This is a genomic window from Candidatus Pelagadaptatus aseana, assembly GCF_040362265.1.
Classification (GTDB): domain Bacteria; phylum Pseudomonadota; class Gammaproteobacteria; order Pseudomonadales; family Cellvibrionaceae; genus Pelagadaptatus; species Pelagadaptatus aseana.
The window spans coordinates 20,765-44,398 of sequence record NZ_BAABNJ010000008.1 but is presented as its reverse complement, the minus strand read 5'-3'; the positions used below and the strand labels follow the sequence as shown (position 1 = coordinate 44,398).

The following is a 23,634-nucleotide window of genomic DNA, read 5'->3' as shown; positions in this document are numbered from 1 at the left end:
TAATCAGTATGGGTTTTAGTAATGAAATACATCGAAGTAAAACAGCCTGGTGATGCCACTGGCATGCATTTGGTGGAGGGTGCTGCGCCTGTGGTGGGTGCGGGAGAGGTTCTGATTAGCGTCGCCTATGCCGGAGTCAATCGCCCGGATGTATTGCAGCGGCTGGGTTTGTATCCGCCGCCGGTGGACGCTTCGCCGGTGCTTGGTCTGGAGGTGTCTGGTGAAATTGCCGCTGTAGGCGAAGGTGTGGCTCGCTGGCAAGTGGGTGATCGGGTGTGTGCCTTGGTCAACGGCGGGGGCTATGCAGAGCAGGTGGTAGTGCCGGCCGGGCAGTGCCTGCCAGTACCTGAAGGGCTTTCCATGGCCGAGGCTGCTGCCTTGCCGGAAACCTGCTTTACCGTCTGGAGTAATGTGTTTGATCGGGCCGGATTAGAGCTCGGTGAATCGCTGATGGTTCACGCTGGCGCCGGAGGCATTGGCACCACGGCCATTCAGATGGGGGTGGCTCTGGGAGCCAAGGTATTTGCCACGGTGGGTTCACAAGATAAGGCAGAGCTATGCCGCTCGCTGGGGGCTGAGCTGGTAATTAATTACTGCGAGCAGGATTTTGTCGATGTCGTAATGGCGCATACTGCTGGCAGGGGGGTGGATGTCACGCTGGATATTGTTGGCGGTGATTACATCCAGCGCAATATCGATATGGCCGCCATTGAGGGGCGTGTCGTCAATATTGCCTTCTTGCAGGGGGCCAAAGCGGAAATCAATTGTATGCCGGTGATGCTCAAGCGATTAGTCCTGACGGGGTCTACCTTGCGACCGCAATCGACACAAGCGAAGGCGCTTATCGCCAGTCGACTGCAGGAGACGGTCTGGCCGTTGATTGAATCCGGCAGGATCAAGCCGGTGATGGCCGCTGAGTTTGATCTGGCCGATGTCGCAGAGGCTCATCAGTTAATGGAGTCCAATCAATTGCTCGGCAAGGTAGTGTTAAAAGTGTCGCAATGATGAGAGGCTGAAAAGGTTTGTCATGACAGAGAAAAATAAACGCCCTCTGGAGGGCATTCGTGTTATCGAGATGGGGCAGCTGCTGGCGGGTCCCTTTACCGGCACCATGCTGGCCTATTTTGGTGCCGAGGTGATCAAGGTTGAGCCGCCCAATGGCGGTGACCCCATTCGGGGTTGGCGTCTGGTTGAAGACGGCACTTCCTATTGGTTTCGCAGTCTGGGGCGCAACAAGAAATCCGTGACGCTGGATCTGCGCCAGCAACAGGGGCAAGCGCTGGCTCGGCAATTGATAGATAAGGCCGATGTGGTGGTGGAAAACTTTCGCCCCGGTGTGATGGAGAAGTGGGGGTTGGGGCCTGAGGAGATCAAAAAGACCAATCCTGAGCTGGTTTACGCGCGGATTTCCGGGTTTGGTCAGACCGGTCCCTACGCGTCGCGTCCAGGCTATGCCTCTGTCTGTGAGGGTATGAGTGGATTTCGCTACGTCAATGGCTTTGCGGATCAGGCGCCGGTGCGACCCAATCTCAGTATTGGCGATACCATTGCCGGTATTCACGCGGCGCTGGGTATCGTGATGGCGTTGCTGGCCCGGGAAAAGGGTAATGGCAGTGGTCAGGTGGTGGATGTGGCTCTGTACGAATCCATGTTTAACCTGATGGAGGCGGTGGTGCCAGAGTACTCCGGCGCGGGTGCGATTCGCGAGCCTTCAGGTACCACGGTTACCGGCATTGTGCCCACCAATACTTATCGCTGCGGTGATGGCAAATACGTGGTGATTGGCGGCAATGGCGATTCGGTGTTTAAGCGTCTGATGGAGGCTGTCGGGCGCAAGGATATGGCTGAGGATGATCGGCTGAAGAGCAATGCCGGGCGGGTCGAGCATGAGCTGGAAATTGACAAGGTATTGGCTTGCTGGTGTCTGGAAAGACCGTCCGAGGCCGTGCTTGCCACTCTGGAAGATGTTCGGGTTCCGGCAGGTCCTATTTACAATGTGGCGGATATGTTTGCCGATCCACATTTTCAGGCTCGGGGCCTGTTTGAGCGGGTGGAAATAGACGGTAAGCCGCTGGATATACCAGCCATTATGCCCAAGCTCTCGGGTACACCGGGTGAGACCCTGTGGCCGGGTGGCGAAGTGGGTAGTCATAATCGGGATGTGCTGGAGGGGGTGTTGAGCTTGTCCGAATCGGATCTTGCTCGCCTGAAGCAACAGGGGGTCATAATTTGACCGGTGGTTCATTAACACGATTCTTTTGGTGATAAAAGGTCACTTTTTCAATTTCAATTTGTCTTAAACGGACAAGTTTTTGTCTTGCTGCGACGGTGTTAATTACTGTTAAGAAATGCGGGTAAAAGCTTGGACATTCATTCCAAACCCTTCTATGATTCTGCGAATCTGCCTATCTATAAAGGCAGTATCCTCTGTCCAAAATAACTTATAAACACTCTTCGAGGAGAGAATAAATGAGAAAGAGAGCTTTAGCTGCCGCGGTCCTCGCGGGCATGGCTACCCAAGCGTCTGCCTTCCAGTTTGATACAAATGAAGATTGGGACGTTCGCTGGGATAACACCTTTAAATACAACCTGATTCAGCGTGTTGCTGACTACGACGAAGATGTTGTAGCAGATACTTTTACCGCTGATTCCGATCGCAGTTTTGAAAAAAACGATATCGTCAGTAATCGTGTTGATTTGTTGTCTGAGCTGGATGTGGTTTGGAAGGACACTTTGGGCTTCCGTGTTTCCGCCGCCGCTTGGTACGACCACGCTTACAAAAACGATATGAACTCTGATGATATCGATATTGTTAACTGGGGTACTGCCAAGAGCACCTTGCCTGGTGAGTTGACCGATCGTGGTGAAAAATATCACCATCAGGGTGGTGAGCTGCTGGACGCCTTTGTCTTCTGGAACTGGGAGCTGGGTGATGTTCAGGGTAACTTGCGTGCTGGTCGTCACGTGATCTACTGGGGTCAAAGCTTGCTGGGTACTGCTGCAATCAATTCCGCCGGCGGTGCAATGAACCCTCTGGACTTCTCTAAAGCTCTGTCTGTACCGGGTTCTGAAGCCAAAGAGCTGTTTATGCCCACCAACAAGATTTCTACCCTGATGCAGCTGACTGATAACTTGAGCTTCTCCGCTTATTACAGTCTTGAGTATCAGCACACACGTCTGCCTACCGGTAACTCCTATTTCTCTCCTTCGACCGGTTTTACTGACGATTATGAGACCTTCTTCCTGGCTCCGGATTTGGGTTATGCGGCAGAAATTCACGATGACGAAGAGCCCGGTTCTGGCGAGTGGGGTGTGAATTTCTCCTACTATTTCGAAGATCTGGGTATGGAAGTTAGTGCTTTCTACCTGAACTATCACGATAAGATTCAAAATGGTTTGACCGCGTCCTTGAACCCACTGGGTCTTGTTGTTGCCTCCCAAGGTGTGCTTGCGGGTGTTGTTCCGAACCTTATTGCCGATAACATTGCGGATGGCGTAACCGATGCACGTTACATCAATGCTCCGGGTGCCGACCAGGCCCTGATTCTGGCTGATGGTACTGTTGCGTCCTCTATCGGTGATGCTAAGTGGGTCTACAAGGCCGATATTGATCTGTATGGCCTGTCTTTCTCCAAGCAAATTGGCGATATCAGCTACGGTTTGGATATCGTTCATCGTCGTGACATGCCAATCCGTGTGGACTTGAACAGTGTGGTTGGGCGTTCTGCAAGTGAGCTTGTGGCTACTGGCTTTGCAACAACCTTCACTTATGCCGACTTTTTGGCAGCTGACGAAGATAACTACCCACAAAATACCGGTGACACTTGGCACGTAGTGATCAATGCCCTTGGTCTGTTGAATGACAACGGCTGGTGGGAAGGTGGTAGCTACATTATCGAAGCCACCTTTAACTGGGTTGAAGACATCGATTACAGCCGTCAGCCAGAGTATCTGACCCTGGTTACTCAGGATCTCGAAGGTTCCGGTAATATCTATGTTGACGAAGGCCGTATCGCCAGCCACTTGGCTGTTTTGTTCCGTCCAACCTGGTATCAAGTGTTCCCGGGTGTTGACCTGACTGTGCCTGTTTCTGTGAGCATCGGTATCGACGGTAACGGTACTTCCAGCTTCCTGGGTGATGAAGAGTCCGGTAGTGCTTCTATTGGTCTGGACTTCAACGTTAACCAAACCTGGTCTGCAGCTATCAAGTACAACAGCTTCTTCGGTCCTGTTGATAACGGCTTTGGTAACCGCCTGAAAGACCGTGACAACATTTCTCTGACTTTCAAGCGCACTTTCTAAGTAGCGATATAAGAATAATCTAAGGAGATATACCTAATGTTATTTCGTAAATCTTTGATTGCAGCGGCCTGCACCCTGACTCTGGGTGCTACCCAGGCTTGGGCTGGCTCTGCTGAAGAAGCTGCCATGCTCGGCGGCGACAAGTACACCCCTGTAGGTGCAGAGCGTGCAGGCAACGCCGACGGCTCCATCCCTGCTTGGAATCCTAACGGCCCGGCCAACTTTGATGCCGCTGGTGGCGCTTACCCTGATCCGTACGCCGGTGAAGCCAAGCTGTTTACCATCGATGCCTCCAACGTTGATCAGTACGCTGACAACCTGACCGAAGGTGTTAAAGGTCTGATCGCCAAAGGCAACGGCTTCTCTCTGGATGTTTACCCATCTCACCGTGACATTGGCTACGCCGACTGGATTGTTGCCAATGCCAAGTACAACGCTGAGCATGTAACTCTGGAAGACGACGGTCAGCGCGTAAACGGCAACAAGCCGGGCGTGCCTTTCCCGTTTCCTAAGTCTGGTCTGGAAGCGATCTGGAACCACATGGTTCGTCCGATTCCTTCGCACACCTACACCTACGACAGCTACTACGTAACCAGCTCCGGTAAGCCGATTCTGTCGACTACCGCTGAAGGTTTCTACAAGATGGTAGCCTTTGAAGGTGAAATGGTTAATCAGGTTGCTTCTGATGTGCCTTGGCTGAAGCTGCGTATTAACTACTCTGCCCCAGCCCGTCGTGCCGGTGAGATTCTGCTGGTACACGAGCCAGGTGCTGACTTTACCGAAGGTAAAGGCCGTAAAGCATGGCAGTACCTGACTGGGCAGCGTCGTGTACGTCTGGCACCTGCGGTAGCGTTCGATACGCCAAACCCAGGTATCGCCGGTACTTCTACCTACGATGATTCTTTCATCTACAACGGTTCTCCAGAGCGTTTCAGCTGGACTCTGGTTGGCAAGAAAGAGATGTACATCCCTTACAACGCCAACAAGTTCGTTATGGAAACCGAAATCGCCGACGCACTGGGTGAGAACTTCATCAAGCCTGAGTACGTTCGTTGGGAGAAGCATCGTGTATGGGTTGTTGAGGCTGACCTGAAAGACGGTAAGCGTCACATCTACAAGAAGCGTCGCTTCTACCTGGACGAAGATACTTGGGGTGCTATGGCTTCTGACGCCTACGATGCCCGTGACAACCTGTGGCGTGTACAGCTGAACTACCCAGTTCACTTCTACGACAAAGGCATGAACTGGGGTACCAGCTACACCGGTTATGACCTGCTGCAAGGTATCTACAACGTTAATACCAAGCCAACTCCAGGCAAGCTGAAGCTGGAAGTGACCAAGGGTGATAAGTTCTTCACTCCGAAAGGTCTGGCTCGTGGCGGTGTTCGTTAATCGAACACCCCCGTGTTGAAGGGGGTGCCGCCTATGGCGGCGCCCCTTTTTTGTAAGAAATTTAGTGTTTAAAAATTTTTGAGGTAGTCGTTATGCTGGTGACAAAAACCAGAATCTGTCTGCTAATCTGCTTGTTTATTTCGCAGTTGGCCCAGGCGTCGGTTGATTACGATGTGCTGGATTTGCCTGCTGTCGAAAGCAAGATGGCAACCAAGTCTTTAATTTACAACGTAAAGACGTTTGGTGATCGTACATTCGCAACAGGTCATAAAGGTCATATCCTCTATTCTGATGATAATGGCGACACCTGGACACAAGCTCAGGTGCCGGTTCGTCTGGGTATTCTGGATATTTATTTTGTCAATGCAGATAAGGGTTGGGCCGTAGGCCATGGTGGCGTGATTTTGCACTCTGCCGATGGCGGTGAAACCTGGGAAAAGCAATATGACGGCTATCGCTTCGGCGAAGAGGGGCTCAAGTATTATCAGCAAAGAGCTGAGGAAGACCCCGAGAGCGAATTAATGGAAACACTGGTGTATGAAATGGAATACGCCGTTTCACAAGGTGCGGATAAGCCCTTTTTCAGTGTTTATTTTGATTCCGAGACCGTAGGTTATGCCTTTGGTGCCTACGGCATTATTGTTAAGACGGAAGATGGGGGTAAGACCTGGGTGCACTGGATGCACACAGTGGAAAACGACAGCTACTACCATCTGTTCGATTACACCATGATGGAAAACGGCCGTTTTCTGTTAAACGGTGAGGCTGGTCTGATTTTCGATGCCAGTGTTGAGGATGATTACACAACGTTACTTCCGAATTCTCCCTACGAGGGCAGCTTCTTTACCAGTACGACTGCATCAGATGGCAGTTTGATTGTCGCCGGTCTGCGCGGATTTACCTTTGTTAGTCAGGATAACGGTCAAAATTGGCAGGAGTCGAAAAAGCCGCAGACCGGTTCCGTGGTTGATTCGATTACTCTGGCGGATGGCCGCGTGATTGCTGTGGCAATGACCGGTGAGGTTTTGGTGAGTGACGATAATGGCAACAGCTTTAACAAGGCTGCCATCCCATACGTAGGGCCAATTTTTGCAGTTGGCGCTGGCGGAGACGGCCACTTGTTGTTGGCCGGCCCCAGAGGCATTATCAAGGTCGCTTTTGCCGACTGAATAAACCTGATAAGAAAATAGGTATTTGGAGAATTTTAAATGGCAACTTCATCTGACAATGATCTGCCGGTAATCGCCGATCTAAAGGATTTTGACCCAAGCACGGGTACTTTCCTTGAAAAGCTGGTGTTTAACCATCGCAGCACCGTGGTGATTCTTTGTGTTATCACCACGATTATTCTTGGCTATTTTGCAGCGCAAATTCAATTGCAGGCCGGTTTCGAAAAGATGCTGCCCAAGAAGCATGAGTTTGTACTGAACTACAACGACAACCGCGAATATCTGAAAGGCTTGGGTAATAATATTCGTGTGGTTTTGTCCAACAAGCAGGGCGATATTTACAATAAGCAATATCTGACGCTGTTGGAAAAACTCAATGATGAGTTGTTCTTCATTCCAGGCGTGAACAAAAATGCCTTGAAGTCCCTGTGGACACCAAACACCCGCTGGCGTGTTGTGACCGAAGCGGGCTTTGAAGGTGGTCAGGTAATTCCGGGTGATTACGATGGCTCTCAAAGAACCATCGATATGATTAAGATCAATGTGCGCCGTGCCGGTATCATTGGTGATCTGGTAGCCAACAACCATCAGTCATCGGCGATTATGGTGCCATTGATGGACATTAATCCGGTCACCGGTGAGAAGCTGGACTACAAAGAGCTGAGTGACGAGTTAAACAGAATTGTTGCTGACTTTCTCGCTGAGGCCAAGGCTGAAGGCGCGGATGTGGATGTTCACATTACCGGTTTTGCCAAGCTGATTGGTGATTTGATCGATGGCTTGACCGTTGTGATTGGCTTCTTTGCTATTGCTGTAGTGATTGCGACTGCCCTGTTGTATTGGTACACCAAAGGCTTCCGTGCCACGGTTATGGTGATTTTCTGTACTTTGATTGCGGTTGTTTGGCAGCTGGGTCTGCTGTCCCTGTTTGGTTATGCGCTGGATCCTTTCTCGATTCTTGTTCCATTCCTGGTGTTTGCCATTGGTGTGAGTCACGCGGCGCAGAAATTGAACGGTGTGTTACAGGATATGGGTCGGGGTACTCACAAGTATGTGGCTGCCCGTTACACCTTCCGTCGCCTGTTCCTTGCGGGTGTAACAGCGCTCCTGTCTGATGGTGTGGGCTTTGCCGTACTGATGATTATTCAGATTGATGTGATTCAGGATCTGGCCGTAACTGCGAGTATTGGTGTACTGGTTCTGATCTTTACCAACCTGATTCTGACGCCAGTTGTGCTGTCTTACATCGGTTGTGGTGAGCGCTCCGTTAGGCTGGCTTCCAAACCACAGAAAAGTATGGAAGAGATGCACTGGTTGTGGCGTTTCCTGCTGCTGTTCACTGAAAAGCGTTGGGCTGTCGTCGCTATCGTGATCGGTGTGATTCTGGCTGTTGGCGGTTTTAAAATCCGTGAAAATATCCAGATTGGTGATTTGGATCCCGGTGCTCCTGAGTTGCGCCCTGACTCCAAATACAATCGCGATATCGCTTTTAATGGTGCCAACTTCTCGGTAAGCAGTGACATTTTTGCGGTTATTGTCAAAACACCACGTGACCGCTGTGCCAACTATAAAGAAATGAGTCTGGCCAATGAACTGGAGTGGCGCTTCCGTCAACTGGAAGGTGTGGATGATATTCGCGGCCTCAATGTTCGTGCTCGCAGCATTATGGCTGGTATTAATGAAGGCTTCCCCAAGTGGATGGATTTCTTCCGCAATCAGGACACCATCAACTACGCAGTACAAGAGCTTGTGACGCTGGGTATGGTGAATCCGGGTTGTTCAATCTACCCAATGATGGTTTATCTGAAGGATCACAAAGCAGCGACCCTGACATCGGTTGTTAATGTTCTTGAGGAATTCAATAAAGAATATCAAACCGATGAGATTCAGTTCCTGGGTGCCGCTGGTAGCTCTGGTTTTGAAGCGGCCACCAATATCGTGGTGAAGGCTGCCAATACCAAGATGCTGTTCTACGTATACGGTGCGGTAATCTGTCTGTGTATGTTGACCTTCCGCTCCGTAGCCGGTGTGGTCTGTGCGGTACTGCCTCTGATGTTGACCTCGATTCTGTGTGAGGCTCTGATGGTTGTACTGGGTATGGGTGTTAAGGTGGCTACCTTGCCGGTAATTGCACTGGGTGTTGGTATCGGTGTGGATTACGCACTCTATGTACTGACTGTGATTCTGGCAAAAGAGGCTGCCGGCTTGCCATTGAAACAGGCTTACTACGAGACTCTGAACTTCACTGGTCGTGTGGTTGCGCTGATTGGCGTGACTCTGGCCGCGGGTGTAATTACCTGGGCCTGGTCGCCCATTAAGTTCCAGGCGGATATGGGGATTCTGCTGACCTTTATGTTCCTGTGGAACATGGTGGGCGCATTAATCCTGATGCCGGCTCTGGCTTACTTCCTGCTGAAGCCAAAGCAAGAGCATGCGTGATTCACTTTTCAATAAGTGAGTAAACAAAAAACGGAGCCATTTGGCTCCGTTTTTTTATGTCTGCTGGCAAGCGCTTTGAGGTGTTTGTCATCCTGAGCGTCAGTGAAGGATCTGTTGGGGGTTCTTCCTCCTTTCAGTCGTCAGAATGACAGTTGTGGTTGTTCGTTAGCTAGTTACAGTACTTGTCCACCGCTTCCTGAGAGGTTTTGATTTTTTCCTTGCGCTCATTTTGGTCGATAAAACGGTAGTCATCCCCTTCTTTTACCCGAATTCGAGGTTTCTCTTTCAGGGTTTTAAGATTGAACTTGGCGCGCTTACAGTTTTCTTTGTTTTGAGAGGCGACTTTGGGGTCCGCAGGAGCGTTAGCCTGTTCGTCGAAATTATCTCTGTCGCCTGCGGGTTGGCTTTCCGTGCTCGGTGCGATTGCCTTGGGAGCGGCTGGTTCGCCTTTAATGTTGGACGTGTGCACTTTGATGGATGGTTTGTCGGTAGGGGGGTGCGAGGAATAGTGGGTGGTGCCGTTTTCATCGGTCCAGCGGTAAAAATCCTTGCTCACAGCCTCACCGCAGATCAGCAAGCCAAGTGACAGTGCCATAAGCTGTTTCATCGGGGTGCCTGTGAGTGTTCGTGCTGGGCGCATAGTCCAAGTCCTTTACTTTTATATGAGATGTAATGCATTAAGCATAAACTACTGGCGAGCATATGGCAGCCTTTTGAGGCGTTGGCAGAAGGCTGATGTTGACCAAAAGCCTTACAGGGCTTGACTTTGGGATTAAAATTGCGAGAATGGCGGGCTTCGCTAGATGGCGTGTAGAACGCATTGTAACCTCAATGCATCTCAACCAGGCTCGGCTACTCAGAAGTAGAGGCTTGGCCCCGGTTCTATTCTTGACCGGGTCTACTCGCGGTAAGTCAACCGCTTACCGGACCATCCCAGTTGCGTAGGTGCGTCCACCGGCGTTACCTATTCGGCGCTGGTGCAGCTAACCCGCTGCTCCGGGTCGATAAAGCTTCGTTTTGAATCGCTCTTGTTGACCATCACAATAGCCGGTAGACGGGTATTGCTGAGTCGGTGTGCTTAAAAATGCATCCGGTGGTGGGTGGCGATTCGTATCTGATTACAGTACGCAAATATTGAATTGTTTTGAAAGAGGACAAGCAGGTGGAAATGCTATCAGGCGGCGATATGTTGATTCGCTCCTTGGAAGAAGAGGGTGTTGAGCTCGTTTTCGGGTACCCGGGCGGGGCAGCACTGCATATTTACGACGCCATATTTAAGAATGAGGCGGTCAAACACATTCTGGTTCGTCACGAGCAGGCTGCGACGCATGCTGCGGACGGCTATTCGCGCGCTACCGATAAGGTCGGTACCGTGCTGGTAACATCGGGTCCCGGTGCCACCAATGCCATTACTGGTATTGCCACGGCGCATATGGACTCCATTCCGATGGTGGTGATTTCCGGTCAGGTGCCGGCAGAGAAAATTGGTGAAGACGCATTCCAGGAAACCGACATGATCGGTATTTCCCGGCCGATCGTTAAGCACAGTTTTCTGGTGAAGCACGCCAGTGAAATTCCTGAAATCGTCAAAAAGGCTTATTACATCGCCAGAACCGGTCGCCCGGGGCCAGTGGTTATCGATGTACCCAAGAGCGTTACCACTCCGGGCGAATTGTTCCCGTTTGAGTACCCGAAGAAAGTAAAAATGCGCTCTTACACTCCGGCTGTAAAAGGCCACAGTGGTCAAATCAAGAAAGCGGTACAGATGTTGATGGAGGCCAAGCGTCCTGTCATCTATTCCGGTGGTGGCGTTGTCACGGGTCAGGCCAGTGATTTACTGACGGAATTGGCCAGGGAATTAAATTTCCCGGTAACCAATACCTTGATGGGTTTGGGGGCGTTTCCAGGATCAGACCCCCAGTTCCTGGGTATGTTAGGTATGCACGGTTTCTTTGAAGCCAATACGGCGATGCATCACTGTGATGTGATTCTGGCTGTGGGCGCACGCTTTGATGATCGTGTTACCAATACGCCAAGCAAGTTCTGTCCGAACGCCAAGATTATCCATATTGATATTGATCCGGCGTCTATTTCCAAAACCGTCAATGCGGACGTGCCTATTGTGGGTTCCGTTGACAGTGTTCTGAAAGAAATGGTTGCGTTGGTCAAATCCAGCGATGAAAAGCCGGACGAGACTGCGCTGGGCGATTGGTGGAAACAAATCAACGAATGGCGTGATCGCCATGGCCTGTGGGTCAAGCCCCGTTACAATACCGGTGGTGACAAGATCATGCCTCAGGAAGTTATCCAAACCCTGTGGGAAGTTACTGAAGGTAAGGCCATTGTGTCTTCCGATGTTGGCCAGCACCAGATGTTTGCTGCCCAGTACTATCGCTTCGACAGTCCTAAGCAGTGGTTGAACTCCGGTGGTCTTGGCACCATGGGTTTTGGTTTGCCTGCGGCTATGGGAGCTGCGTTTGCGCACCGCGATAAAGACATTGTCTGTGTGACCGGCGAAGGCTCGATTCAGATGTGCATTCAGGAGCTGTCTACCCTCACGCAGTACGGGTTGCCAGTGAAAATAATCTGTTTGAACAATCAGGCGCTGGGCATGGTGAAGCAGTGGCAGGATATGGTCTATGATAGCCGCTATTCTGAAATCCACTATGAGGATTCGCTGCCCGACTTCGTCAAGCTGATGGAGGCCTATGGCCACGTAGGTATCGAGGTGACTGAGCGCTCCGAATTGCGAGCCAAGATGGAAGAAACCTTTGCCTTGAAAGACAAAGTAGTATTTTTAAATGTTTACGTGGACCCAGCCGAGCACGTTTACCCAATGTTGGTAGCGCCGGAAGGCTCCATGCGCGATATGTGGATCAGTAAGACGGAGCGCACCTAAGATGAGACGTATTATTTCGGTATTGATGGAAAATGCCCCGGGTGCCTTGTCGCGAGTTGTAGGCTTGTTTTCCCAGCGTGGTTACAATATTGAGACCCTGACTGTGGCGCCAACCGAGGACGAGACCCTGTCACGCCTGACGTTGACCACCATTGGTGATGATCACAAGATTGAGCAAATTACCAAAAACCTCAACAAATTGATTGATGTGGTTAAACTGGTTGATTTGACTGAAGGTCAGCACATTGAGCGTGAGCTGATGATGATCAAAGTGAAGGCTACTGGTGCTCAGCGCGCTGAAATCAAGCGCTGTGTTGATATCTTCCGTGGTCAGGTGATTGATGTGACCAGTTCCGTTTACACCGTTCAGGTGGCCGGTACCAGCGACAAGCTGGACGCCTTTGTCCAGGCTGTCGGTGACGCTGCCATTCTGGAAGTGGTGCGTTCCGGTGTTTCCGGCATCTCTCGTGGAGAAAAAGTGCTGAGTCTGTAGCTTTGCATCTCGACCATTGAGACGATAAAAGAGTCTGAGCGGCCTGCCCCCTCAGGCTCTTTTTTTTTGCATTTTGCAAAAGCTGTTTTACACAATATTTTCCCTCTGTAACACATCCTCTTTGTGCTTTGTTGGTGATACTGACATCAACGTTTGGGTAACTGTGTGAGATTGAGAAATGAACTTTTCAGAGCTTGAAAAAGATTGTGATCATCAGGTTAAGGCGCTTGAGGCCAGTGTCAGGGAGTTGACCGAGCGCTTCAGGGATCTGGATATCTCTGTATTTAATCATGAGTTGGAAGGCAAGGTTGCAAACCTTGAAATGCACCTCAATGAATTGTTGGAAAAGTCTGCGCAGCAACAGGCTGATGTTCTGGAGGTTCAGTTAAAGCAGGGTTTTCTTGAAGATTCTCTCAATAAAGTGGTGGCCAAAGAGGATTTTGATCCCATTTTGCACCTGCTGAATGGGGCGATTGCCGATATGCGTCATGGTTTTGAGGGCGAGACAGAGGGGTTGCCAGCGGATCGCCGCTGAACTTAATGTTTGCCACTCCAGAATGCGTTAATGATGGGGCTCTTGAGGCGTTTTTTCAGAGTGCATAAGCCTACATCGTAATACCCCAGTTCCTGATCCATTTGCAGTATTTGTACTCTGTCTACCAACGGGCTGTTGTCCAGCACAATGCGCGGAACGGCGCCAATACCAAACCCCAGACTCACCATGCTGACCAAGGCCTCGTTGCCTGCTACTTGAGCGTAGATCAGAGGCGCAATGCCGAGTTTGCGAAACCATTGATCTACCCTGTCTCTGCCCAGTCCTTCCTCCGAGAGGATCATGGGGGTTTGTGCCCAGTCGTCTTTCGATGTGGGGATTCTCAAGCCGCTTTTGGGGGCGATAAATACCAGCGGTGAAACCGTAATTCTTCTGAAGGCCAATTTGTCGGGCAGTGCTTCAGGGCGCGCCACAATCGCAATGTCTTCCTGTTCGTTGGTGATGCGGGATATGCCATAGGCGGCGTCTCCGGTGTGCAGCTTCAGCTCGATTTTAGGGTGTTCCTGACGAAACTCTCTGAGGGTGTCGTAGAGAAAGCTGTAGCTGGCGGTGACCGAGCAATAGATGCTGATGGAGCCTTTCAGTTCACCGCTTCCCGATTGTAGGTTTTCTTTGAAGTTATCCCACCCCTGCAGGGTTTCTCTGGCATATTCCTGCAACTGTTTTCCTTCCTGAGTCAGGGTTACCGACCGATTGTCTCTTTCAAACAGGACTACGCCCAGTGATTCTTCCAGTTGTTTGATGCTGCGACTCAGGGCGGACGGGCTGATGTGGCAGGCCTCGCTGGTGCGGCCAAAATGCAGGGTCTCTGACAGGCTGAGAAACAGGCTGAGGGAACGGCTGTCCATAGTGATTGTCCGTAGCAGGCGCTATCAAGATTTTTCGTTGCGTTAAATGAAATATAGTGTTGCAAATATATCATTTTACGCAACAAAGGCAATTTACTAGACTGCGCAGCGTTCATTTCTAGTGGCTCCCAATCTGGAGCTGAATCACTGTATTGCTGAAGGAGTTTCCAAATGCAGGTTTATTACGATAAAGATTGCGATCTTTCCATTATCCAGGGCAAGAAAGTTGCCATCATCGGTTACGGTTCTCAGGGTCACGCCCACGCCTGTAACCTGAAAGATTCCGGTGTTGACGTGACCGTTGGTCTGCGTCCATCTTCCTCTTCCGTTGCCAAAGCCGAAGCTCACGGCCTGAAAGTAGCTGACGTGCCTTCTGCCGTTGCTGCTGCGGATCTGGTAATGATCCTGACTCCAGACGAGTTTCAGGGCCAGCTGTACCGCGAAGAAATCGAGCCAAACATCAAGCAGGGCGCTACCCTGGCTTTCGCTCATGGTTTCTCCATTCTGTACAACCAGGTTGAGCCTCGCTCCGATCTGGATGTGATCATGATTGCGCCTAAGGCGCCTGGCCACACTGTACGTAACGAGTTTGTTAACGGCGGTGGTATCCCTGATTTGATCGCTATCTGGCAAGATGTTTCCGGTAAGGCCAAAGACGTTGCTCTGTCCTACGCTTCCGGCGTGGGTGGTGGTCGTTCCGGTATTATCGAAACTACCTTCAAAGACGAAACCGAAACTGACCTGTTTGGTGAGCAAGCGGTTCTGTGTGGTGGTGCCGTTGAGCTGGTTAAAATGGGCTTCGAAACCCTGACCGAAGCGGGTTACGCTCCAGAAATGGCTTACTTTGAGTGTCTGCATGAGCTGAAGCTGATCGTTGACCTGATGTACGAAGGCGGTATCGCCAACATGAACTACTCCATCTCCAATAATGCGGAGTACGGTGAGTACGTAACTGGTCCTGAGGTGATCAACGAGCAGTCTCGTGAAGCCATGCGCAACGCTCTGAAGCGTATCCAGAGCGGTGAGTACGCCAAGATGTTCATTGCTGAGGGTCAAACCAACTACCCATCCATGACCGCTCGTCGTCGCAATAATGCGGCTCACCCAATCGAGCAGACTGGTGAGCAGCTGCGTTCCATGATGCCTTGGATTGATAAGATCATCGATAAGTCCAAAAACTGACAGCTGCGCTGTCATCGTGAGCCGCAATTGCGGCGAATGATCTCCTGAATCAGGCAGAGTTTTGATTGCAGGAGATTATTCGATCGCTACGCAGCTCCAAACGACAGTGGATGGCTTAGGTTTATAGGCCGTCACAGTTGACGAAAGCGGGGGGTGTCATTACAATGCGCCTCCCGCTTTTTAGTGGTGGGTAGCCCTGTGTCTGGGCAGGCTGTTTTGCAGTTCTGTGCTAAGTAATGGGGTGAGTTTTAACAAGTCTTTGATTTTAAAAGACTATTTTTTAATTTTTTGGAGTTATTTTTCATGGCAACGATTAACCAATTGGTTCGTAAGCCTAGAAAACGTAAGGTTCAGAAGAGCGATGTACCTGCTCTGCAAAACTGTCCTCAGCGTCGCGGTGTTTGCACCCGCGTTTATACCACTACTCCTAAGAAGCCTAACTCTGCTCTGCGTAAGGTTTGCCGTGTGCGCCTGACCAGTGGTTTTGAGGTGACTTCTTACATCGGTGGTGAAGGACACAACTTGCAGGAACACAGCGTTGTATTGATCCGTGGCGGTCGTGTAAAAGATCTGCCTGGTGTTCGTTACCACACTGTACGCGGTAGCCTCGATACCTCTGGCGTGAGTGATCGTAAGCAAGGTCGCTCCAAGTACGGTACCAAGCGTCCTAAGTAAGGGCTGCATGGTCTGGCAACAGGCCTAGTAAGACTTGATACCCAACGTTTTCGGTAGAACCGAGTAAGGCTAAGCGCGCTCATAGTGTAAGAGTCAAAGGGTAGAAACCCGGAGGCAGTTTAAGTTGTGAGAGCGTTGTCTTAGAACAAACCTGAAGAAGAGGCGAATTTAAAATGCCAAGAAGACGCGTAGTCGCCAAGCGTGAAGTATTACCAGATCCTAAGTTCGGTAATATCACGCTGGCGAAATTTATGAATATGGTGATGATCAGCGGCAAAAAATCCGTTGCAGAGCGCATTGTTTACGGTGCTCTGGATATCGTTGCTGAGAAAACCAACCAGGATCCATTGGAAGTATTCGATGAGGCTCTGGAAAAAATTGCACCAATGGTTGAGGTTAAATCTCGCCGTGTTGGTGGTGCTACCTACCAAGTGCCAGTAGAAGTGCGTCCTGCACGTCGTCAAGCTCTGGCCATGCGTTGGTTGGTGGAGTACTCCCGCGGTCGCGGCGAGAAGTCCATGGCTCAACGTCTGGCTGGTGAATTGGTTGATGCTTCCCAGAGTAAGGGTGCAGCAGTCAAGAAGCGTGAAGACGTTCACCGCATGGCCGAAGCGAACAAGGCGTTCTCTCACTACCGTTTCTAATACGAGTAGCTGGAACACATTGTTTAGCACCAAAAGGCAGCACCATTTATGGGCTGCCTTTTGCCGTTTATTAAGCTTGCTTAAAGGCTGTAATGATAAGAGCCCTCAGCGAAAAATTAAGAGCCTTCAGCGCTTTTAAAGTCGCGATTGCGAGCTTAAAACTTAAAAGCCAGTTTAATAAACGGTAAAGAACCGCTGACTAACAACACTTTCGGAGACACAATCCGTGGCACGTTCAACCCCTATTGCACGCTATCGTAACATTGGTATTTGCGCCCACGTGGATGCTGGTAAAACCACCACCACCGAGCGCGTATTGTTCTACACCGGTCTGTCTCACAAGATTGGTGAGGTGCATGACGGTGCTGCCACCATGGATTGGATGGAGCAGGAGCAAGAGCGTGGTATCACCATCACCTCTGCGGCAACCACCTGTTTCTGGTCTGGTATGCAGCAGCAGTTCGACAAGCACCGAGTTAATATCATTGATACTCCGGGGCACGTGGATTTCACCATTGAGGTAGAGCGTTCCCTGCGTGTACTGGATGGCGCCGTGGTTGTTCTGTGTGGCTCCTCTGGTGTTCAGCCGCAAACCGAAACCGTATGGCGTCAGGCCAACAAGTACGAAGTACCACGCATGGTATTCGTCAACAAGATGGACCGTGCGGGTGCCGACTTTGATATGGTGGTTGATCAGCTCAAAGAGCGCTTGAAAGCTAATCCGGTTCCTCTGCAAATGACCATTGGTGCCGAGGAAAACTTCAAAGGCGTGGTCGATCTGGTGAAGATGAAGGCCATCCTCTGGAACGAAGACGATATGGGCATGACCTTCGAGTACGGTGATATCCCGGAGGATCTGCAGGATAAGTGCGAAGAAATGCGCGAATACTTGGTGGAAGCGGCAGCGGAAGCCAATGAAGAGCTGATGGATAAGTACCTGGAAGAGGGTGAGCTGACTGAGGAAGAGATCAAGTCTGCCATTCGTCAGCGCACGCTGGCTAACGAAATCGTTCCGGTTATCGGTGGTTCTGCCTTTAAAAACAAAGGTGTGCAGGCCATGCTGGACGCCGTTGTTGAATATCTGCCTTCCCCGGAAGAGGTAAAGGCGATTGAGGGTATGGTTGAAGGCAAGGGCGGTGAAGAAATCGTTGAGACCCGCGAAGCCAATGATGATGCGCCTTTTTCTGCGCTGGCCTTTAAAATTGCCACCGATCCGTTTGTGGGCACCCTGACCTTCTTCCGTGTTTACTCCGGTAAGATGGAAAGCGGTACGGCGGTATACAACTCCGTAAAAGGCAAGAAGGAGCGGGTTGGCCGTATGGTGCAGATGCACTCCAATTCCCGTGAAGAAATTAAAGAAGTATTGGCCGGCGATATCGCTGCTGCCATTGGCCTGAAAGACACCACCACTGGTGACACCCTGTGTTCCGAAAACGACAAGATCGTTCTGGAGCGCATGGAATTCCCTGAGCCGGTAATTTCTGTAGCCGTTGAGCCAAGAACCAAGGCGGATCAGGAAAAGATGTCCGTGGCGCTGGGTAAACTGGCTCAAGAAGACCCTTCCTTTAAAGTGGCAACCGATGAAGAAACCGGGCAGACCATTATTTCCGGTATGGGTGAGCTGCACTTGGATATTATTGTCGATCGCATGCGTCGTGAATTTACCGTAGAGGCCAATATTGGTAAGCCGCAGGTGGCCTATCGTGAGCGCATTACCCAAGTGGCGGATATCGAAGGCAAGTTTGTGCGTCAGTCTGGTGGTCGCGGTCAGTATGGTCATGTGTGGGTGAAGTTTGAGCCTGCCGAAGACACCAATGCCGAAGGCTTGGAATTTGTAAATGAAATCGTCGGCGGTATTGTTCCTCGTGAATACATCCCGGCGGTAGAGAAAGGCATCTCCGAGCAGATGCAAAACGGGGTGGTAGCCGGTTATCCGCTGCTGGGTCTGAAAGCGACCTTGTACGATGGCTCTTTCCACGATGTTGACTCCAACGAAATGGCCTTTAAAATTGCGGCCTCCATGGCGACCAAGAAGCTGCGTCAGGAAGGTGGTGCGGTATTGCTGGAGCCAATGATGAAGGTGGAAGTAGTTACCCCCGAAGAGAATATGGGTGACGTGGTGGGCGACCTTAACCGCCGCCGCGGCATGATCCAAGGTATGGATGAAAACCCATCTGGTAAGGTTGTAAATGCAGAAGTGCCACTGGCCGAAATGTTCGGTTACGCCACTGATTTGCGCTCCGCGACTCAGGGGCGTGCGACCTTCACCATGGAGTTTGAGCGCTACGCTGAAGCTCCGAAGAACATCGCTGATGAAGTGATTGCCAAAAACGGCGGAGGCGAGTAAGGTTCGCCAGTTATTTTTATTATCGTTACTGACACTTTTTTAGAGGACTAATACAGTGGCAAAAGAACAATTTGAACGTAGTAAACCCCACGTAAACGTGGGCACCATTGGTCACGTTGACCACGGTAAAACCACTCTGACCGCAGCTCTGACTCGCGTATGTTCAGAAGTATGGGGCGGTGAAGCCATCGATTTCGCTGGTATCGATAATGCTCCAGAAGAGCGTGAGCGTGGTATTACCATTGCAACTTCTCACGTTGAGTATGACTCCCCAAGCCGTCACTACGCTCACGTAGACTGCCCGGGTCACGCCGATTACGTTAAAAACATGATTACTGGTGCTGCTCAGATGGACGGCGCTATTCTGGTATGTGGTGCGACTGACGGTCCTATGCCTCAGACTCGTGAGCACATCCTGCTGTCCCGTCAGGTTGGTGTACCTTACATCGTTGTATTCCTGAACAAAGCGGACCTGCTGGCTGAAGACTGTGGTGGCGTTGACTCTGAAGAGTACGCTGAGATGCTGGAGCTGGTTGAAATGGAGCTGCGTGAGCTGCTGGAAACCTATGAGTTCCCAGGCGACGACACTCCAATTATTGCTGGTTCTGCTCTGATGGCCCTGAACGGTCAGGACGACAACGAGCTGGGTACCTCTGCTGTTAAGAAGCTGGTTGAGACTCTGGATGAGTACATCCCTGAGCCAGAGCGTGCCATCGACGGTGCATTCATCATGCCTATCGAAGACGTATTCTCCATCTCCGGTCGTGGTACCGTTGTTACCGGTCGTGTTGAGCGCGGTATCGTTAAAGTTGGTGAAGAAATTGAAATCGTTGGTATCAAAGAAACCACCAAGACTACCTGTACCGGTGTTGAAATGTTCCGCAAGCTGCTGGACGAAGGCCGTGCCGGTGAGAACGTAGGTGTTCTGCTGCGTGGTACCAAGCGTGACGAAGTTGAGCGTGGTCAGGTTCTGGCTGCTCCAGGTTCTATCACTCCTCACACCAAGTTCGAAGGTGAGGTTTACATCCTGTCCAAAGATGAAGGTGGTCGTCACACTCCATTCTTCAAAGGCTACCGTCCACAGTTCTACTTCCGTACAACTGACGTAACTGGTGCTTGTGAGTTGCCAGAAGGCGTAGAAATGGTTATGCCAGGCGATAACATCCAGATGGAAGTTACCCTGATTTGCCCAATCGCCATGGACGAAGGTCTGCGCTTCGCGATCCGTGAAGGCGGCCGTACCGTTGGTGCAGGTGTTGTTTCTAAAATCATTGAGTGATCATTGATTTAGAATCTACCGAAAAGGGTCGCATAAGCGGCCCTTTTTTTTATCTCCAGGGATGGAGTGTATGCCACGGGAGGCATGGATGCCGGAAGTGGCGAGGACGTGCTGCATAAACATAGTGTCGGGCTTGGTAAATGCCATAACCTTCCTTTAAGATTGTCTGTAAATAATTATTACTAATAAAAATTAGACCTATGAAGTTTGATGACCTCAGCTTGGTGCCGGGTAACAGGCTGCAATTACAGTTTAAAAAGACGCCAGACAGTCGTGAAAACTCGTTCCTGGTTGGTTATCGCAGTGGTCGTAGCATTCTGATTACTACTCCTGAGATTTCCAATGGCAGTCCCAGATCCACAAAAGTGGGTGAGCAGCTGAATGTGCGCCTGTTTTCTTCAAAGACCAATTCCGCTGCGGCCTTTACCACCCAGGTCAGCCATGTGTCGGTTGTGCCGTTTCCCCATTTGCACCTGTCCTACCCACAGAAAGTCGATACCGACGAAGTGAGGAAGGCGGCCCGCGTTGCCACCAATCTGAAAACTGTGGTCGAGGTTGAGGGTGAGCCGATTGGGGCTACCATTGTGGACCTGAGTACCTCAGGTTGTCGGGTTGAATCGGATCAGCCTCTGGGCCAGCCGGGTGAAACCATTAATCTGCTGACCTATATTCAAGTGGCGGATACTTCGCGTCGCTTTCCACTGCCAGCTGAAATTAAGAATCAGCAGGAGGAAAATGGCATTTACAAGTATGGTATGGCGTTTTCCGGCATGTCAGAAGAGATAACGCTGATCCTCCATGCCTATGTTTACTACCAGTTATACCGTTAGGTCGATCTTTATAATTGCTGGTCGAAGCCTATATCTCTCATAAATTTCGCCATCTCTTTCAGGTATTTACCCTGATCCAAATGCATCAGGTGATTGCCGGGAAACCAATGAATATTGGGTCTGTCCCAGTGGTCCCAGAGTAGGCGGGCGTGTTTGGGTGGCGCCAGGCGGTCCCCGGCACCGGCAATAATCATCAAGCGATTCTTCTCAAGCCTGGGTTGGTAGGTCAGCGCCGAGCATACTGCCATGCGATGACGGAATTCTGAAATGGGGGTTCCGGTTATTTTCAGCATGGCTTTAATGGCGGTATTCATCGGAAACCATTCCAGCATCAGATCGGGCAGTGATACCACCGGTACATTGGGGATGGCGAACTTAAGCCGGTCTTCAACACTGGCAAGCAGAGACGACGTATAGCCGCCAAGACTGATACCCGTGACCCCAATATTGGTCACTCCCTGACTTTCGAGATAGTCCATAAACACTCTGAAGTCGTGGACAGCGTGGGCAAAAGATTCATTGACATGCCCCATGCCTCCGGCGAAGAAGCCATGGCCACTGAATGGCGAGAATCTGGATTGTCGTTTGCCGTGGTGGGGTAGGGTGTACAGCAGGATGTCGTAGCCTTGTTTATAAAACCATGGCAGCGCAAAGAACATGCGATTGAGCCAGTAGGGATCGGCCATAAAACCATGCACAATGGCAATGGTCGGTCTGGGGCCGTCGTTGTGTTTCCAATATTGGGCCCAGGCTCGGCTGTTTCTTTTGCGTTGATTGTATCTTGCTCGAATCGATGGGTTGACCGGTTCAAACGGGCTTTCAAAGCTTAACAGGCTGCACTCGCCGTCTTTGGGGCGAAACCGCAATAAGCCCGCGGATCGTATATCGATTTTTATTTTGGCGCTGTCGGGTGGGATAAAAAAGCTGCCCGGATCGCCTTCATCGGCTTTGCCTTTATAGAATTCAGCCATTTTCTGATCGCGTCTGATCTGACCCGGTGACATGCTCAGCGGCAGTGCCAGAGATCCCACCAGGCTGGAGCCGACCGTTCTCAACAGATAGTCGCCCCATGCTGTGCTTTCGACAATGGCTTCGGTTTTTATGTCCAGTTCGAAATCATCCGGAAATTTATGAAAACTGCTCTCGAGGTAATCCCACCAGGGCTGCTCGGGCATAATCCGGCGAGTATGGCTGTAGGTGTTGTTGGCAACCCGGGAAACGGTCGCGGCGATGCGGTTCATAACGTCAGTCTCGATGCTTTTTTATTATTGTAGACATCATGATTTTACCTAGTGGGTAAAAGACCCTGCCAGAACATTTGGTGATAATAACCGGGTTATATTCATTCAAATCAGGCAGGTAATGACCATGTTGGCGAAGCTGGAGCACACGGGAAATAAATTGTTGATGAAAACAATGGGGGTTGCCACCCGGGTGATTCCTATTCGTGAGCCTCAGTTGTATCAAGGCGCTGAGTCGTTGTTAAAATTGGGTCAGGTAATCGCCGACTCTGGCCACAGCAAACTGTTGATTGTTACAGGCGCCGGCACTGTCAAGCGAGGGCAATTGGATCAGTTATTGCGGATGCTGGATCTTCGCAGTGTCGAATACGCGATTTACGATGGTATTGAACCGGATCCAACCTTTGCCATCGTCAATGATGGCTTGCAGATGTTGTTGAGTGAACGCTGTGACGCGGTTCTCGCAGTCGGTGGTGGTTCAGCCATGGATGCCGCCAAGGTGATGGCACTAGCCGCTGGTAATGATTGTGCTCCGGAAAAATTGAAAGGCTATTTCAAGGCCAGAAAACGCTCTTTACCATTCTATGCGGCGCCAACCACGGCAGGCACCGGCTCTGAAGTGACCATTGCCTCCGTGATTTCCGAAGACCGCTCTCATCGCAAAGCGTTTGTTTTGGATACCAAGCAATTGCCAAGGGCTGCGGCATTGGATCCGGAACTGATGCTCAGTATTCCTCCCTTGCTGACTGCGGCTACGGGTATGGATGCTCTCACTCATGCCATTGAATCCTACATTGGTGGCTGGGGCACCCGGCAGACCGATGCCTGGGCTCTGGAGGCGGTGAAATTGATTTATCAGAACCTTCCAGTGGCTTGCGCAGACGGTTCGGATTTACAGGCCCGAGAAGCCATGGCTCTGGCTTCTTATCGGGCCGGGCAGGCATTTACCAGGGCGTCAGTGGGTTATGTTCATGCCATTTCTCACCAGTTGGGAGCGCGTTATGGTGTACCGCATGGTTTGGGGAATGCGGTAATTTTGCCGCATGTTGTCGAGTTTTCCCGTGATGCTGTACCCGACAAATTGGCGCGCCTGGCGATCGCTGTTGGATTGGGCAATTCCCTGGATTCACACTCTGTGTTGGCGCAGCAGTTCGTTGAGTCGCTGTTTGAACTGAATCAGCGTCTTGGGTTGCCACCAGTGATCAACGAGCTTAAAGCTGAAGATATTAATCGAATTGCTCGGGCAGCCAGAACGGAGGCGCATTTAAACTACCCGGTGCCAAAGCATATGAGTCAGCGAGAGTGTAGTCTGTTACTGCGCCGTTGTTTGCCCCGATAAGC

19 protein-coding genes are annotated in these 23,634 nt (G+C 50.9%); 16 read left to right on the top strand and 3 right to left on the bottom strand.

From position 1 onward, the window contains the following. Window positions 1-21: 21 nt before the first annotated feature. The 6 genes from ACPXV9_RS12735 to ACPXV9_RS12710 all read left to right on the top strand — a co-directional run bounded on the left by ACPXV9_RS12735 (window position 22) and on the right by ACPXV9_RS12710 (window position 9,302). Window positions 22-1,005: an NAD(P)H-quinone oxidoreductase gene (locus tag ACPXV9_RS12735; protein WP_423897699.1), complete on the top strand. Its 984-nt coding sequence runs from the start codon at window positions 22-24 to the stop codon at window positions 1,003-1,005. A 22-nt stretch (window positions 1,006-1,027) separates the two neighbouring features. Next, on the top strand, window positions 1,028-2,233 hold the full coding sequence (locus tag ACPXV9_RS12730) for a CaiB/BaiF CoA transferase family protein (RefSeq protein ID WP_423897697.1): 1,206 nt from the start codon (window positions 1,028-1,030) through the stop codon (window positions 2,231-2,233). A gap of 236 nt (window positions 2,234-2,469) precedes the next feature. Then, window positions 2,470-4,302: a DUF1302 domain-containing protein gene (locus tag ACPXV9_RS12725; protein ID WP_423897694.1), complete on the top strand. Its 1,833-nt coding sequence runs from the start codon at window positions 2,470-2,472 to the stop codon at window positions 4,300-4,302. A gap of 36 nt (window positions 4,303-4,338) precedes the next feature. Continuing rightward, entirely contained in the window at window positions 4,339-5,694 is a 1,356-nt protein-coding gene (locus ACPXV9_RS12720) for a DUF1329 domain-containing protein (protein WP_423897691.1), read from the top strand. Between the two features lie 92 nt (window positions 5,695-5,786). After that, complete coding sequence (locus ACPXV9_RS12715) at window positions 5,787-6,863, top strand: WD40/YVTN/BNR-like repeat-containing protein (RefSeq protein ID WP_423897689.1); 1,077 nt, start codon at window positions 5,787-5,789, stop codon at window positions 6,861-6,863. Between the two features lie 39 nt (window positions 6,864-6,902). Further along, on the top strand, window positions 6,903-9,302 hold the full coding sequence (locus ACPXV9_RS12710; protein ID WP_423897686.1) for an efflux RND transporter permease subunit: 2,400 nt from the start codon (window positions 6,903-6,905) through the stop codon (window positions 9,300-9,302). 169 nt (window positions 9,303-9,471) lie between these two features. Here ACPXV9_RS12710 and ACPXV9_RS12705 read toward each other — a convergent pair whose 3' ends face one another. Then, window positions 9,472-9,942: a DUF4124 domain-containing protein gene (locus tag ACPXV9_RS12705; RefSeq protein WP_423897684.1), complete on the bottom strand. Its 471-nt coding sequence runs from the start codon at window positions 9,940-9,942 to the stop codon at window positions 9,472-9,474. A 522-nt stretch (window positions 9,943-10,464) separates the two neighbouring features. Here ACPXV9_RS12705 and ACPXV9_RS12700 point away from each other — a divergent pair. The 3 genes from ACPXV9_RS12700 (at window position 10,465) to ACPXV9_RS12690 (ending at window position 13,229) form a co-directional block, all read left to right on the top strand. After that, window positions 10,465-12,201 (top strand): acetolactate synthase 3 large subunit, encoded by a 1,737-nt coding sequence (locus tag ACPXV9_RS12700; RefSeq protein ID WP_423897683.1) that lies wholly within the window; start codon window positions 10,465-10,467, stop codon window positions 12,199-12,201. 1 nt (window position 12,202) lies between these two features. Continuing rightward, complete coding sequence (gene ilvN, locus ACPXV9_RS12695) at window positions 12,203-12,694, top strand: acetolactate synthase small subunit (protein WP_423897682.1); 492 nt, start codon at window positions 12,203-12,205, stop codon at window positions 12,692-12,694. A 178-nt stretch (window positions 12,695-12,872) separates the two neighbouring features. Further along, window positions 12,873-13,229, top strand: a complete 357-nt coding sequence (locus ACPXV9_RS12690) for a hypothetical protein (protein ID WP_423897680.1) — start codon at window positions 12,873-12,875, stop codon at window positions 13,227-13,229. 2 nt (window positions 13,230-13,231) lie between these two features. On the opposite strand, the gene ilvY is transcribed toward ACPXV9_RS12690, so the two are convergent. Next, on the bottom strand, window positions 13,232-14,095 hold the full coding sequence (gene ilvY, locus ACPXV9_RS12685) for an HTH-type transcriptional activator IlvY (RefSeq protein WP_423897678.1): 864 nt from the start codon (window positions 14,093-14,095) through the stop codon (window positions 13,232-13,234). Between the two features lie 171 nt (window positions 14,096-14,266). Between ilvY and ilvC the strand changes: the two genes are divergently transcribed. From ilvC to ACPXV9_RS12655, 6 genes are all read left to right on the top strand, one after another. Then, a complete protein-coding gene (ilvC, locus tag ACPXV9_RS12680) occupies window positions 14,267-15,277 on the top strand; it encodes a ketol-acid reductoisomerase (RefSeq protein WP_423897675.1) in 1,011 nt (336 codons plus the stop codon). Between the two features lie 303 nt (window positions 15,278-15,580). Then, window positions 15,581-15,952, top strand: coding sequence for a 30S ribosomal protein S12 (rpsL, locus tag ACPXV9_RS12675; RefSeq protein ID WP_423897672.1), 372 nt, complete (start codon window positions 15,581-15,583; stop codon window positions 15,950-15,952). 173 nt (window positions 15,953-16,125) lie between these two features. After that, window positions 16,126-16,596 (top strand): 30S ribosomal protein S7, encoded by a 471-nt coding sequence (gene rpsG, locus ACPXV9_RS12670; RefSeq protein WP_423897670.1) that lies wholly within the window; start codon window positions 16,126-16,128, stop codon window positions 16,594-16,596. A gap of 226 nt (window positions 16,597-16,822) precedes the next feature. Beyond that, a complete protein-coding gene (gene fusA / locus ACPXV9_RS12665; protein ID WP_423897667.1) occupies window positions 16,823-18,943 on the top strand; it encodes an elongation factor G in 2,121 nt (706 codons plus the stop codon). Window positions 18,944-18,998: 55 nt separating this feature from the next. After that, window positions 18,999-20,222, top strand: a complete 1,224-nt coding sequence (tuf, locus tag ACPXV9_RS12660) for an elongation factor Tu (protein WP_423897665.1) — start codon at window positions 18,999-19,001, stop codon at window positions 20,220-20,222. Window positions 20,223-20,422: 200 nt separating this feature from the next. Further along, window positions 20,423-21,052, top strand: coding sequence for a flagellar brake protein (locus ACPXV9_RS12655; protein ID WP_423897664.1), 630 nt, complete (start codon window positions 20,423-20,425; stop codon window positions 21,050-21,052). An 8-nt stretch (window positions 21,053-21,060) separates the two neighbouring features. Here the strand turns inward: ACPXV9_RS12655 and ACPXV9_RS12650 are convergent, their stop codons facing one another. Continuing rightward, on the bottom strand, window positions 21,061-22,293 hold the full coding sequence (locus ACPXV9_RS12650) for an alpha/beta hydrolase family protein (protein WP_423897662.1): 1,233 nt from the start codon (window positions 22,291-22,293) through the stop codon (window positions 21,061-21,063). Window positions 22,294-22,420: 127 nt separating this feature from the next. Here ACPXV9_RS12650 and ACPXV9_RS12645 point away from each other — a divergent pair, with 127 nt between their 5' ends. After that, on the top strand, window positions 22,421-23,632 hold the full coding sequence (locus ACPXV9_RS12645; RefSeq protein ID WP_423897661.1) for an iron-containing alcohol dehydrogenase: 1,212 nt from the start codon (window positions 22,421-22,423) through the stop codon (window positions 23,630-23,632). The last annotated feature ends 2 nt before the right edge of the window (window positions 23,633-23,634 follow it).

Excerpts from the sequence above, each read along its gene's own strand:
- ACPXV9_RS12735 (WP_423897699.1), top strand. The coding sequence starts at position 22 with ATGAAATACATCGAAGTAAAACAGCCTGGTGATGCCACTGGCATGCAT.
- ACPXV9_RS12730 (WP_423897697.1), top strand. The coding sequence starts at position 1,028 with ATGACAGAGAAAAATAAACGCCCTCTGGAGGGCATTCGTGTTATCGAG.
- ACPXV9_RS12725 (WP_423897694.1), top strand. The coding sequence starts at position 2,470 with ATGAGAAAGAGAGCTTTAGCTGCCGCGGTCCTCGCGGGCATGGCTACC.
- ACPXV9_RS12720 (WP_423897691.1), top strand. The coding sequence starts at position 4,339 with ATGTTATTTCGTAAATCTTTGATTGCAGCGGCCTGCACCCTGACTCTG.
- ACPXV9_RS12715 (WP_423897689.1), top strand. The coding sequence starts at position 5,787 with ATGCTGGTGACAAAAACCAGAATCTGTCTGCTAATCTGCTTGTTTATT.
- ACPXV9_RS12710 (WP_423897686.1), top strand. The coding sequence starts at position 6,903 with ATGGCAACTTCATCTGACAATGATCTGCCGGTAATCGCCGATCTAAAG.
- ACPXV9_RS12705 (WP_423897684.1), bottom strand. The coding sequence starts at position 9,942 with ATGCGCCCAGCACGAACACTCACAGGCACCCCGATGAAACAGCTTATG.
- ilvN (WP_423897682.1), top strand. The coding sequence starts at position 12,203 with ATGAGACGTATTATTTCGGTATTGATGGAAAATGCCCCGGGTGCCTTG.
- ACPXV9_RS12690 (WP_423897680.1), top strand. The coding sequence starts at position 12,873 with ATGAACTTTTCAGAGCTTGAAAAAGATTGTGATCATCAGGTTAAGGCG.
- ilvY (WP_423897678.1), bottom strand. The coding sequence starts at position 14,095 with ATGGACAGCCGTTCCCTCAGCCTGTTTCTCAGCCTGTCAGAGACCCTG.
- ilvC (WP_423897675.1), top strand. The coding sequence starts at position 14,267 with ATGCAGGTTTATTACGATAAAGATTGCGATCTTTCCATTATCCAGGGC.
- rpsL (WP_423897672.1), top strand. The coding sequence starts at position 15,581 with ATGGCAACGATTAACCAATTGGTTCGTAAGCCTAGAAAACGTAAGGTT.
- rpsG (WP_423897670.1), top strand. The coding sequence starts at position 16,126 with ATGCCAAGAAGACGCGTAGTCGCCAAGCGTGAAGTATTACCAGATCCT.
- ACPXV9_RS12655 (WP_423897664.1), top strand. The coding sequence starts at position 20,423 with ATGAAGTTTGATGACCTCAGCTTGGTGCCGGGTAACAGGCTGCAATTA.
- ACPXV9_RS12650 (WP_423897662.1), bottom strand. The coding sequence starts at position 22,293 with ATGAACCGCATCGCCGCGACCGTTTCCCGGGTTGCCAACAACACCTAC.
- ACPXV9_RS12645 (WP_423897661.1), top strand. The coding sequence starts at position 22,421 with ATGTTGGCGAAGCTGGAGCACACGGGAAATAAATTGTTGATGAAAACA.